Below are 12656 nucleotides of genomic sequence, written 5' to 3'. Positions count from 1 at the left end.
GTGCAATTCAGCTACGGACGCGGTCCTGGCCGCCTAAAACTCCTTTGCAACACCTGCAGCCTCGAGAAAGGAAGGAACGGCCATGTGGCTCCGACGCGAACAGGAGGTGGAAACACGCAAGCCTCCACGATTTATGCCCGGTGAGCGGGTCCGTGCCACACGCCACATAAAGAACGACGGCACCTATCCTGGCAGAGACATCGGCGAAAACCTAGTGCGGAAGGGTGACGAGGGTTATGTGCGCGACGTTGGCACCTTTCTCCAGCAGTTCTTCATCTATGCGGTCGAATGGGTCGACCGTGGCACGGTCGTCGGCATGAGAGCGCGCGAATTGATGAGCCTCGACAAAGCCGAGATTCCTTGCAGTGCCGAAAGCACTGCGAATGAAGGAGCTGCCAGATGAAAGTAATGATCCGCAGGACCGGTGCTGGATTGTCGGCGTATGTCCCGAAGAAGGATCTCGAGGAGCCGATCGTCCAAATCGAGAAGGAAGACTTGTGGGGCGGGGCCGTAACGCTCAGGAACGGCTGGCGACTCGTCCTGCCCGAGCTTCCGCGGGATACGCGTTTGCCGATCACCGTCGAGGCAAGAAAGATCTCCGACGAGGACTGATGCTGCGGGTTCATCGAGAGCGCGGCGAGAGGGAGCGAACATGAACACGATCCTGAATTGGCGCGACCTCGTCGTCATCCGGGGCAATTTTGCCAAAGAGTTGCTTGAGCTGCTGAACGCAGCGCTCGCGGCCGACAAGGTGATCCCATTTCTCGGTCCGGGGCTCTTGCGGCTCAGCTCCGCGGAACCGCCTGTACCGTGCACCCCGGAAGCCGTCGCCGCGGCGCTCAACGCGAGGGCGCCAGCCCCTTCCAAGATTCGTACCAATATGTGGTCGGTCGCGCAGTTTATCGAACAGCGCCGGCATCGCCGCACACTTCAAGCTTGGATGGCCGAGATATTCGCACCGCCGGCAGCGCCGACCCTCCTCCACGCATGGCTCGCAACGCTGCCGCTCTCCCTCGTGGTCGACAGCTGGTACGATGGCGTCATGCGCGCGGCCCTGGCAAAGCGTGGCCGAACGGACGTCGTCGAGATACAAGGCGTCACGCGGGCGAACGAAATCGGTGACGTCTGGACGAAAACCTACGACTTGTCCGGAAGCGAACTCGAACCCGGATCAGCGGCGAAGACAGTTCTCTACTCGCCTCACGGCAGCATTTGGCCGGCCGCAAATTTCCTCGTAGCGGATTCCGACTATGTCGAAGTCCTAACCGAAATCGATATCCAGACGCCGATCCCTGACGTGGTGAAGAAACGGCGTATTAAGCGTGGCTTTTTCTTCGTGGGCTGTCGCTTCAATGATCAGATGCTGCGCACTTACGCCTGGCAGATCATGAAGCGGTCCAGAGGTCCACATTTTGCGGTAATCGACGCAGCGACACTGACCAAGAACGAAGCCCGTTTCCTTGCAGCGAGCGCAATCACGGTCATCGACGTGCCGCTTTGTGAAGCCGCGGATCGGCTTGTCGGAGCAGGCACTGCTGCAGATGGTGGCCAGGATTAGGCATGTGGGGCGCCTTTGATGGCGGGGGCCGTCCGGCTTGCCTCAGAAGGCCCAAATTCAGTCTGGAACACACCCCGTGAGCAACGATTTTATTGGCAGCGCGACGGAGCCTCGAAATCCGCTCGCGCATGTGGAAGCGGCCGGCTGGGGCCGGGGCTTGAACATGCTGCTGCGTATTACGCGCATGAATTTGCGGCACCCGTGGAAGGTCGCATTCGCTATCGGCTCGACAATTGTAGCGGCAATACTCCAGCTGCTCATTCCCCAGCTTCTCGGGTGGGCCGTCGACCAGAGCCAGACCGCGATCGGGGGCGGTGTCACGGGGGCTGCGGCAAAACAAGCGCTCTGGATTTTGGCTCTCCTGCTGCTCGCCGTCAGCACGCTACGCGGCCTTTTTACAATGGCGCAGAATTTTTTTGCCGAAGCGGTCGGGCATCACGTCGCGTACGAACTGCGGCTCGCTTGTTACGAAAAGATCCAGCGCCTCAGCTTTTCCTTTCACGACCGGGTACATTCTGCCGATCTGATCACCATCGGCATGCTCGATGTCGAAGGCGTGCGGATGTATTTTTCCACCGCCCTGGTTCGCGCGCTGCTGCTCACCATGCTGATCGGGATCGGCGCCTACCTGATGATCTCCACCGACCTGTTTCTCGGTCTCCTCGCGCTGAGCTTCGTGCCTTTCGTCGCCTGGCTTTCGTCGGTCACACAGCTTAAGTTGCGCGCCACCTGGCTCGACCTGCAGGAGCGGCTTTCGGCCCTAGGCCGCGTGATGGAGGAAAATCTCGGGGGCACCCGCGTCGTCCGGGCTTTTGCGGCACAAGCTCATGAAATGGGGAAGTTTGACCGCGTCTCCAAGAGCGCGCTCGACCTCGCCCACGACCGCGTTGACGTCTACGTGCCCAATACGGCGGCTATGACCTTGTCCTTCTTTTTCGCCATGGGATTGGTCCTCTGGGTCGGTGGCAACAAGGTCATCGCCGGTGAGATCAGCGTCGGAACGCTTGCGATGTTCCTGACCTTCATGACCATCCTGCAAATGCCCGTCCGCCAGATCGGCGTGATGGCCAATGCATTCGCCCGCGCTTCCACTTGCGGTTCGCGCCTCTTCGGTCTGCTCGACCAGGAAATCATGATCGGAGATGCCCCCGACGCCATACCCCTCGAGATCAGCGAAGGCACTTTGCGCTTCCACAATGTCTCGTTTGCCCATCCCGGCACTGGAAACCGCTTGATTCTGAAGAACATCAACTTTGAGGCGCGCAGGGGCGAGACGATCGCGATCGTCGGTCCGCCGGGTTCGGGCAAGTCGACGATGGCTCACCTGATCCCGCGCTTTTATGACGTGACCGGAGGCGTCATCACGCTGGATGGGCAGGACATTCGCAAAGTCACCCTCGCGACGCTTCGCAAGGCGGTCGCGGTCGTACAGCAGGATGTATTCCTATTCACCACTACGATTGAGAACAACATCGCTTATGGCGATCCTTGGGCGAAGCAACAGCGAATCGAGCGCGCCAGCGAATCCGCCCAGCTGCACAACTACATCGTCGGCCTCCCAGCAGGCTACGGAACGGTCGTGGGCGAACGCGGCGTCTGTCTCTCTGGCGGCCAGCGCCAGCGTCTCACTATTGCTCGCAGCATGATGCTGCTCCCGTCGGTCGTCGTTTTCGACGACTCAACCGCCGCGATCGATGTCGCCACCGAGCAGCGCATCCGTGCAGCGTTACGACAGTTCGCCAGGAATAGGGTGACGATCATCATCGCCCACCGACTGGCTTCGCTCATGCACGCCGATCAGATCCTTTTCGTCGACAACGGAGAGATAGTTGAGCGCGGCACCCATCAGGAGCTTTTGGCGAAGCGAGGATACTACAAGGCCTTATACGATCTCCAGGTGCGCCCGGATGATGACATCATGATCGCGTATAGGGGCGCGCGCTGATGGATCAGGGGCATGCCGGCGAACCCGAAACCGAACGCAATGACGTGTGTAACGACGGCAGACGTCCTCCTCGGGCGGTCGTCGGCTCGCACCGAATAGAGGAGGAGACGTTCGGCCGGGCTTTCGACAAGAACACCATCCGGCGCATCTGGGCCTTCGTGCGTCCCTATCGGGCCATGGTAGTCGTCTCGGTTGCCGCATTGCTGATCTTCACCGGCACGCAGCTTCTCATCCCGCTGATCATCCGCTACGCGATCGACCACGCCCTGACTGCGGGGGGCATCGATAGCACCGCCCTGCTTGCGGTGTTCCTTCTCGCGATTTTGATCAATTTCGCCGCCAGCTACACACAGGAAACGGTGGTGGGGAAAATGGCCGAGAATGTCCTGTTCGATATTCGCCGCGCCATGTTCGGCCATCTGCAGAAGGTTTCGCTCTCCTTCATGGACAAGACCGAGGTCGGACGCCTGATGTCCCGCCTGCAAGGCGACGTCAATTCCATGCAGGAATTCCTCGAAAACTCATTATTTTCCGTTGCGGATATCGCGCTTCTCTTCGGCATCGTTTTCGTGATGCTATGGCTCGACTTTCGCCTCGGCCTCGTGACGCTGTCGGTCCTGCCGGTCCTGTTTGTCGTCCGCATCGTCTGGCTGCCGCGTGCCCGCGACGCTTTTATGGCTGCACACGAGACGAATTCGGTCGCCAACGGCGCGCTGGCCGAAGCCATCAACGGCGCGCGCACCATCCAGTCCATGGACCGCCAGCAGGTGAATTTCCTTCTTTATGACGACAAGGCCCATGCCAACCTCAGGACTCACCTGATTGCTGCCAAATATGCACAGGTCATGGTGCCGATCGTCGATGGCCTCACCGGCCTCGCCATGGCCGTCGTCATCGTGGTCGGCGGCTCCATACTGAATGGCCGCATCGATGTGGGCGCATTGGTCGCCTACCTTTTCTACATTCAGCGCTTCTTTGATCCGATCCGCTCGCTCACTCTGCAATATTCGATCATGCAGCGCGCCATGGCCTCCGGCAAGCGGCTGACAGATGTGCTCGACGTCAAGATCGATGTCCCGGACAAACCGGATGCCAACACGCTGTCGCCAGAGATGGACGGCTCGGTCGCGTTCAGGAACGTCACCTTCGGCTACAATCCCAACCGTCCGGTGCTGAAAAATGTCTCCTTCTGCGTCAATCCCGGCGAGACGGTTGCGTTGGTCGGGCCGACGGGCTCTGGAAAATCGAGCGCGATGGCCCTCGTCCACCGTTTCTATGATGTTCAGCATGGCCAAGTGTTGGTCGGCGGACATGATGTGCGCGATGTCACCCAGGAATCGCTCGGCCGCCAGGTCGCCATGGTGCTGCAGGAGCCGTTCCTGTTCACCGGAACTGTCTTCGAGAACATTCGTTACAACAAGACGGAAGCCACGCGCGACAAGGTAATCGAGGCCGCCAAGGCCGTCGGCGCCCACGACTTCATCATGAGCCTTGCCGACGGGTACGATACCGAACTCGGCGAACGCGGCGGCAACCTTTCTCTCGGTCAGCGCCAGCTTATCAGTTTCGCCCGTGCTCTCGTCGCCGATGCCAAGATCCTCGTCCTCGATGAGGCCACCGCCAACATCGACAGCTACACGGAAATGCTGATCCAGAAGGCTCTGGTCAAACTTCTTGAGGGCCGCACGGGGCTTGTCATCGCCCACCGTCTCGCTACCATCCGAGGCGCTGACCGCATCATCGTACTTCAGAATGGCCAGGTGATCGAGACCGGCAAACACGACCAGCTAATCGCTGCCCGCGGACTTTACTCCAGCCTCTACAACCTCAACTACGCCTCGTTCGACGATGTCCCCGAGGGGGAACTTGACGCCTCCTGTCAAGTGGACTCCCGGACGTGACATGTGGCCAATATATCCATGGGAGGTGTGGGTGATGACGCGTTTAGGCGGGCTGCCGGACGCTGCGGCCGTCGATGACGAGGCAGGCAGTGGTTAAGAGGGGAACTCATAGGAGATCATCACCACGCGCGATTTCCATCCTTCATCCACATGTAGAACTCAACCAATTGTCGCTGTCCATGGGTGCGCTCCGTAGTTGCGCAAACTGATCGATACGATTGAGGTTGGTGCCGGCAACTGTCCAGAGAGCATGCGCCTTCGAAATTGACCGCTTGTGTCAACCGTCCTGCACCCTGGTGGTCCAATCACGAGAAATCATTCCCTTTCGGATAGCAAGATGGGAGAAATCTGCGGTCGAACTTGCTCTATTGGGCCGACGCCGCAAAACTATTGCCTTGCGCTCTTCAGGACCAGCACTTCTAGCGAAGTGCTGAGCACCAGCAGGATGAGATCATCACATAGCTGCAAATCTTAGCTGGCGCATCACGCAGCATCCGAGACGTCCGACAACTCGTCGAACGTTCCGGCAGGCAAGGACAGTGACCTGGCGATCCGGTTACGATAGCTCTTATTGTATTTCAGGCCGGACTCGATGTTTTCGATCTCCTCAGTGGCAAGTCCGCAGGCTATTGCCAGGTCCTCAATCGAGTAGCCCAGGTGCTCGCGATATGCCCGGACGATATGCGTCCCCTCTGAAATCGCCTTCAAGACCGTCTCGGGAATGCGCGAATCGTTCATATGCAACTCCATAAATCCAGGGTAGCGCCTGAGGATCGAAGATTCCTCTCGGCCTGGCGAACCCAGCAAACTCAAAATGGATGTCAGGCGGCCTGATCGGCCTCATCCATGGAAGGCCACGACTGAAAACTGGTGGCCGTTCCAATATGGAGGTTCACCCGATTCCGATCAAGTCCAAGTGCCCAGTCGCGGGCCTGGCGGGCTCCGCCCCGCGAAAATGTTCAGCGATTGATTCAAATCAACCGGCATCTCTCCACCGCGCGGCATGGTGCAGTTGCATCGTATTGAAAATCAAGGAGAGAATATCATGGCGAGAAACCGAATGGGCGTAGCGCGGGGCGCAATAACGGCCGTCGTCCTCATCGTGATGGGACAACAGGGCGGCGCGGCCGAACCTGCGCAAGCCGCGAGCGTCGCACAGGCAGGAGCTCCGGTGCCGGAAGCGCCAAACCCTTGGCAGATCCGCCTGCGGGGGTTGGGGGTCATCACTGAGGATTCGGGCCACGTCAATACGGTGTCTGGCTCCGATCTTTCCTATTTGGACACCGTGACGCCGGAACTGGATATCTCCTATTTCTTCACGGACAACATCGCCGCCGAACTCGTACTCGGCACCACCTACGCCAACATCGTCGGCCAAGGAACGATCGGCGACCTGGGCGAGATCGGCAAGGTTTGGCTGCTGCCGCCCACGCTAACCTTGCAGTATCATTTAACTGACTTCGGCGCCTTCAAGCCTTATGTCGGCGCCGGCGTGAACTACACGGTGTTCTACAATCAGGATACCGGCAGCGCCAATGCTCTCGACGTCAAGGACACGTTCGGTGGCGCGCTGCAGGTCGGATTCGATTACATGCTGGACCAGCACTGGGGCCTTAACTTCGACGTGAAGAAGCTTTTCCTGGAGCCAGAGTTCGACGTCACGGTGGCCGGCGCGGACATGACGGGCAAGGCCAAGCTCAATCCATGGCTAATTGGCACAGGTTTCACCTACCGCTTCTGACAATCGAAGGCGGCCTAAACGAAGGGCGCCTCGTGCGCTCTTCTATACCGTCGGCTTTGCACAAGCGAACCGACCCGGGTTATTCCAGGAGGCAGCCTTGTTGCCAGTGCCGGCCGATCAGTTTGCAAATGCATCGTTGAACCGGACCAGATCCTGCGACGGCAGGAGGTTCTGCCGGAGAGACGAGCGTCTGTTCACTCCGACTAATTGGATGAACTATTCTCCAGAGTGCGACCTTTTGATCCGTCGCAGCCGGTGACGTGTCTGCTATGAACCAGGAGTTGGCGAAGTCCGCTTCGTCCTGTTGCCCGCGTTTGCCGTAGCGAAGCGGGCCGCCTTCGATAAGCACGGTTCGTCCACCGGCCGCCCGCAGCACGGCATCGCCGGCGGCCGCATCCCATTCCATAGTACGACCGAAGCGCGGATAAAGATCAGCCGCTCCGCTCGCCAAAAGGCAGAACTTCAACGAAGGCCCCACTGGGACGATCTCGGCGCCCTCGACCTTGGCGATGAATTCGTCGGTCTCGGGAGTGCGGCGGGAGCGGCTCGCGACGATCGTACGCCGCTTGGCTGCCTTTCGTACGGACATTTTGCGGCGGCCGCCGGCTGGCAATCCGGCGCAATTGATACCTCGGTCGCTTCGCCCGGACGGCCGGAGTACAACACACCCTTTGCCGCAGCATAAACTACGCCTACTTCGAGTATCCCATTGCGCACCAGCGCGATATTGACCGTCGCTGTTGCGGTTGATGAATTCCTTGGTGCCGTCGAGCGGATCGATCAACAGGATCGCATCGCCTTCCAGCACCGGCACTACGCGCCAGCGATTTCCTCTCCCGCCGGGCAAGTTACGCCGGCCAATGCGAGGCGAAGCCGTTCGAGGATCGCCCGCTCGGCGGCGCGGTCCGCTTCGGTCACCGGCGAGGCGTCCGCCTTCGTCTGATGGATAAACCCCGCGTCGAAGATAGCCATCATGGCGCGGCCCTTCAAACAGACCGACGATTGCTTTGTCGTCAAATGGATCAACCTTCGTCGTCGAGAGTTCGTTAGACAAGACTACGTTCATGGAGCCATCCTTCGAGAGCACCTAGTGTCTCTTCCGGCGATTTGCCGGTCGTCGTCAGTATTACGTCCGGATTTTCCGGCCGCTCGTAGGGAGAATCCACGCCGGTGAAGTTCTTGATCTCGCCGCCGAGCGCCTTCGCATAGAGCCCTTTCGGATCGCGCGCGGCGCATTCCTCGAAAGGCGTGTCGACGAACACTTCGATGAACTCGCCCTCGCCCATCATTTCGCGCGCCATACGGCGCTCGGCGCGAAATGGCGAGATGAAGGAGACGATCACTATCAGGCCGGCATCCACCATCAGCCGCGCCACTTCGGCGACGCGGCGGATGTTTTCCACACGGTCCTCGTCGGTGAAGCCGAGATCGCGGTTCAGCCCGTGGCGGACATTGTCGCCATCGAGCATGTAGGTGTGACGGCCGCTCGCGTGCAGCTTCTTTTCGAGCAGATTGGCGATGGTCGATTTGCCCGATCCCGAAAGCCCGGTGAACCAGAGCACCCCCGGCTTCTGATGCTTGGCCGCGGCGCGGGCGCTCTTCGTAACTTCCAGCGACTGCCAGTGGATGTTGTCGGCGCGGCGCAGAGAATGCAGGATCATGCCGGCCCCGACGGTCGCATTGGTGATGCGATCGATCAGGATGAAGGCGCCGGTCGTACGATTTTCGGCGAAGCTGTCGAAAGCGATCGGCGACTGCGCAGAGATGTTGACGACGCCGACCTCGTTCATCGCCAGCGATTTGGCAGCTTCCTGCGCGAAGTCATTGACATTGAGGCGGTATTTCAATTCCGAAATGGTTGCGCTCGCCTGGTCGGTCTCGGTGCGCAGTATGTATGAGCGGCTGGGCAAAAGCGCCTGCTCATCGAACCAGACGAGGTTGGCCGCGAACTGGTCGGCGACCTGCGGCCGTGCTTCGGGCGCAACCAGAAGATTGCCGCGGGAAACCTCGATCTCGTCTTCCAGGACTATGGTGACCGCCTGGCCTTCCACCGCCCGTTCGATATCGCGGCCCTGCGCAACGATGCGCTTGACCCGCGATTGCTTGCCGGATTTCGCGACAACAACTACGTCGCCCTCCGCAACCGAGCCCGACGCGACCGTTCCTGCGAAGCCGCGGAAATCGAGATTCGGCCGGTTTACATACTGCACGGGAAACCGGAACGGCTGTTCGCTCGCTTCGCCGACCGCCACCGTTTCGAGGTGGTCGATAAGGGTCGGGCCGGCATACCAGCCCGTTTGCGTGGAGCGCCGGGAGACATTGTCGCCGAAACGGGCCGACATCGGTATCGGCACGATCGACGAGAAGCCGAGATCCTTGGCGAACTCCGTGTAGTCGGCGACAATCCTCGCAAATACGTCGCGGTCGAAGCCGACCAGGTCGATCTTGTTGACCGCAAGCACCACGTGGCGGATGCCGAGCAGCGAAGCGATGATCGAATGGCGGCGCGTCTGGCGCAGCACACCCTGCCGGGCGTCGACCAGCACGATGGCCAGATCGGCGGTCGAAGCGCCCGTCGCCATATTGCGGGTATATTGTTCGTGTCCGGGCGTGTCAGCCACGATGAATTTGCGCTTGGGCGTGGCGAAGAAACGGTATGCGACGTCGATGGTGATGCCCTGCTCGCGCTCGGCCTCCAGTCCATCCACCAGCAACGCGAAATCAATGTCGTCGCCGGTCGTGCCGTGCTTCTTGGAATCGCGCTCCAGCGTGGCCAGCTGGTCCTCGAATATCTGCTTGGTGTCGGACAGCAGCCGGCCGATCAGCGTCGACTTGCCGTCGTCGACCGAACCGCAGGTCAGGAAGCGCAGCAGCGACTTCTGTTCCTGGTCGGCGATGAACTCGCGAACGGTATCGGCCGCGACGAGATTTTCTGCCAATAGGTGGCGCATTCTCAGAAATATCCTTCGCGCTTCTTTTTTTCCATCGAGCCGGTCTCGTCCCGGTCGATCAGCCGGCCCTGGCGTTCCGAGGTTCGGGCAATCAGCATCTCATTGACGATGCCTTCGAGATCGTCGGCGTCGGAATCGATCGCCCCGGTCAGCGGATAGCAGCCGAGCGTCCTGAAACGGACCAGGCGGTTCTCGATGACCTCGCCCGGCCGGAGCTTCATGCGGTCGTCGTCGCGCATGATCAGCATGCCGTCACGCTCGACCACCGGCCGCTTCTTGGCGAAATAAAGTGGCACGATCGGGATGTCCTCGCGCAATATGTATTGCCAGATGTCGAGTTCGGTCCAGTTGGAGAGCGGGAAGACGCGGATCGATTCACCCGGCGAAATCCTTGTGTTGTAGATCTTCCACATTTCCGGACGCTGGTTCTTGGGATCCCAGACATGCTGCGCATTGCGGAACGAGAAGATGCGCTCCTTGGCGCGGGACTTTTCCTCGTCGCGGCGGGCACCGCCAAAGGCCGCGTCGAAACCGTATTTGTCGAGCGCCTGGCGCAGACCCACCGTCTTCATGACATGGGTATGGGTATTCGAGCCATGGTCGAAGGGATTGATGCCGTCGCGCACGCCGTCTTCGTTGACGTGGACGAGAAGGTCGAAGCCCAGCTTCTCGGCCATATGATCTCGAAACTCGATCATCTCGCGGAATTTCCAGGTCGTGTCGACGTGCAGGAATGGAAACGGCGGCTTCGCCGGATAGAAGGCTTTCATCGCCAGATGCAGCAGGACCGACGAATCCTTGCCCACCGAATAGAGCATCACCGGTTTCGCAAACGTCGCCGCCACCTCGCGAAAAATATGGATGGCCTCGGCTTCAAGGCGTTGCAGGTGCGTCAAAGAAACATTCATGTCGGCACTTTTCTAACCCAGCGTTCTGCCAGTCATCGCGGAAGCGGCACCTTGCAAGCGCCGAATGGCTGGTTCACTGCTTTATCAAACCGTATGGTCATGGCTTCTGTCATCGCGACGAAAGACATCCGAGAAAGGGGGCCAATCGTCGTTGTGCTGTTCATTCAGCTGGCGATATGGTGCGCCGGCCAAAGGGAATGAATGACCATGCCCGCTCGTGGAGATAGTACAGCACGATCTTTGTGACGACTTCACCGGTGGCGATGGATCCCGCGGAAACGACGTTTCCGGTTATGAGCCAGCTCAGCACGAACGTATCGAGACTGCCTGTGATGCGCCAACTGACAGCCTTGGCTATCGATCTGCCGTGGCTCTCGGGAACGGGAATGAACATGCGCAATCGCTCCAGTGGACGCGTAAAATGACCAATGGGGTCAGGGTGGTTTGACGGCGGGAACGTTTCTTGATCCTCCGTCTCGCTCAGGGCGGGAGGAACTCGGTGGCGGTCATGCCCTTCATGCGGTCTTCAACAAGAATGCCTCAACCAATCGCCAATCTCGGCCGGGTGGCGGGCTCGTCGGGTGTCTCAGTCTGAGGCCAATATTGGCATTCGCTGAAAAGCGTGGAATGTGGCGCTGGGAGCAAGCGCACTACTGGCTGCAAGGGGCCCGTCAGACGGCAGCGACGTCAAAAAAACTCGCATAAGGTCCGTCTGCGAAGTGAAGCCGCAGTTCATCAAAATTCTGTACCGTTTGGTTGAGCGGTCGCGCTTCCTGGCGCTGAAGGATGGCGCAACCGGACAGCTGAAGCGTCGGAACTCCCAGGAAATCCCAAACTGTTCCCAAACATGCTGCGGGTTCTTGAAGAAGGCTCTCGTATTCAATTACAAGCAAGTTGGACGGTGCGAAGGAGTGCGCAACACGAGCGTGGAAATCGTCGGCGGTTTTGAAGTATGCCTCGCAGTCGGCGATTGACAATCTGACCTGTGGCGGCGGAGCTTCATCCCTGTCCGAACTGAACTTCAGCCACTGACCGCTTTGCCTTGCCTGCACCAGCGACCGTAGCGATTCCAATACGTTTCTCCGAACCAAGAGGATCACCTTGAGTCCTGGCCAACGGGCCAGTTCCGCAAAGAAGCCTGGATGATCGTGAAACTGAGGTTCGTTGACCTTGCAGCCAACATGCGTCACCTTCTTGTCGCTCCGCGTGGGATAGCGCACGTAGGCAAGCTCTAGGAGCTCGCGATTGCTGCGTAGCAGACGATCCTTATTGGGCCAGTTAGTGTCGTACTCGTTGAGCAACTCACCGTTACTGATTACATTCGGATGCTCGTTCAACAACACTTCCAAATAGTGCGTCCCAGTCCTTGGCAAAGCAAGGATTGCAAAAGGCTCAGCGGTCGGTGTGGTGTGGGTCATTGCATGTGTTTCCAACTGATAGTGGTTTCGACGTTCAGGGGCGGTGCCCAGCACAAGAAGACTGGCCATGATGTGTTGAGACGCGGACGGGTTTTGACCTGCGCTCATGCAATCAGACCCGCACCGTGAGATTGGTCGCGCAGACCGGCGGCGTGTGCCTGCATCAAAAGCTGCCTCCAGTCGCGTGAGTGCGCCAACTTTCGTGTTCTGCTGTCGCCAACTCACAGCCGCCAG

The 12656-nt window shown here is 59.4% G+C and carries 12 protein-coding genes; 6 read left to right on the top strand and 6 right to left on the bottom strand.

What is annotated here, in order from left to right; all coding sequences use genetic code 11:
- The first annotated feature begins 82 nt into the window (after window positions 1-82).
- The 5 genes from ABVK50_RS02895 (at window position 83) to ABVK50_RS02875 (ending at window position 5404) form a co-directional block, all read left to right on the top strand.
- Window positions 83-403: a nitrogen fixation protein NifZ gene (locus ABVK50_RS02895; RefSeq protein ID WP_353642879.1), complete on the top strand. Its 321-nt coding sequence runs from the start codon at window positions 83-85 to the stop codon at window positions 401-403.
- Entirely contained in the window at window positions 400-612 is a 213-nt protein-coding gene (nifT, locus tag ABVK50_RS02890) for a putative nitrogen fixation protein NifT (protein WP_353642880.1), read from the top strand. The genes ABVK50_RS02895 and nifT overlap by 4 nt, the downstream gene beginning before the upstream one ends.
- A 40-nt stretch (window positions 613-652) precedes the next feature.
- Window positions 653-1558 (top strand): SIR2 family protein, encoded by a 906-nt coding sequence (locus ABVK50_RS02885; RefSeq protein ID WP_353642881.1) that lies wholly within the window; start codon window positions 653-655, stop codon window positions 1556-1558.
- Between the two features lie 76 nt (window positions 1559-1634).
- The gene (locus tag ABVK50_RS02880; RefSeq protein ID WP_353642882.1) at window positions 1635-3503 is read left to right on the top strand and encodes an ABC transporter ATP-binding protein; all 1869 of its coding nucleotides are present in this window, start codon (window positions 1635-1637) and stop codon (window positions 3501-3503) included.
- Entirely contained in the window at window positions 3503-5404 is a 1902-nt protein-coding gene (locus tag ABVK50_RS02875; RefSeq protein WP_353642883.1) for an ABC transporter ATP-binding protein, read from the top strand. Before ABVK50_RS02880 ends, ABVK50_RS02875 begins: the two co-directional genes overlap by 1 nt.
- Before the next feature lie 483 nt (window positions 5405-5887).
- On the opposite strand, the gene ABVK50_RS02870 is transcribed toward ABVK50_RS02875, so the two are convergent.
- Window positions 5888-6142 (bottom strand): XRE family transcriptional regulator, encoded by a 255-nt coding sequence (locus tag ABVK50_RS02870; protein ID WP_353642884.1) that lies wholly within the window; start codon window positions 6140-6142, stop codon window positions 5888-5890.
- A 367-nt stretch (window positions 6143-6509) separates the two neighbouring features.
- Between ABVK50_RS02870 and ABVK50_RS02865 the strand changes: the two genes are divergently transcribed.
- Entirely contained in the window at window positions 6510-7145 is a 636-nt protein-coding gene (locus ABVK50_RS02865; protein ID WP_353646041.1) for an OmpW family protein, read from the top strand.
- A 79-nt stretch (window positions 7146-7224) separates the two neighbouring features.
- Here ABVK50_RS02865 and ABVK50_RS02860 read toward each other — a convergent pair whose 3' ends face one another.
- The 5 genes from ABVK50_RS02860 to ABVK50_RS02840 form a co-directional block, all read right to left on the bottom strand.
- Window positions 7225-8211: an inositol monophosphatase family protein gene (locus tag ABVK50_RS02860; RefSeq protein WP_353642885.1), complete on the bottom strand. Its 987-nt coding sequence runs from the start codon at window positions 8209-8211 to the stop codon at window positions 7225-7227.
- A complete protein-coding gene (cysN, locus tag ABVK50_RS02855; RefSeq protein ID WP_353642886.1) occupies window positions 8192-10096 on the bottom strand; it encodes a sulfate adenylyltransferase subunit CysN in 1905 nt (634 codons plus the stop codon). Before cysN ends, ABVK50_RS02860 begins: the two co-directional genes overlap by 20 nt.
- A 2-nt stretch (window positions 10097-10098) precedes the next feature.
- The gene (gene cysD, locus ABVK50_RS02850; RefSeq protein WP_353642887.1) at window positions 10099-11004 is read right to left on the bottom strand and encodes a sulfate adenylyltransferase subunit CysD; all 906 of its coding nucleotides are present in this window, start codon (window positions 11002-11004) and stop codon (window positions 10099-10101) included.
- A 160-nt stretch (window positions 11005-11164) separates the two neighbouring features.
- Window positions 11165-11398, bottom strand: a complete 234-nt coding sequence (locus ABVK50_RS02845; RefSeq protein ID WP_353642888.1) for a DUF2061 domain-containing protein — start codon at window positions 11396-11398, stop codon at window positions 11165-11167.
- A 277-nt stretch (window positions 11399-11675) separates the two neighbouring features.
- Complete coding sequence (locus tag ABVK50_RS02840; protein WP_353642889.1) at window positions 11676-12422, bottom strand: sulfotransferase; 747 nt, start codon at window positions 12420-12422, stop codon at window positions 11676-11678.
- Between the last annotated feature and the right edge of the window lie 234 nt (window positions 12423-12656).

Origin of the sequence: Mesorhizobium sp. WSM2240 (genome assembly GCF_040438645.1) — a bacterium.
In the GTDB taxonomy this organism is placed as follows: domain Bacteria; phylum Pseudomonadota; class Alphaproteobacteria; order Rhizobiales; family Rhizobiaceae; genus Allomesorhizobium.
Note: the sequence above shows the minus strand (reverse complement) of the source record. Positions and strands in the feature narration are given on the sequence as shown.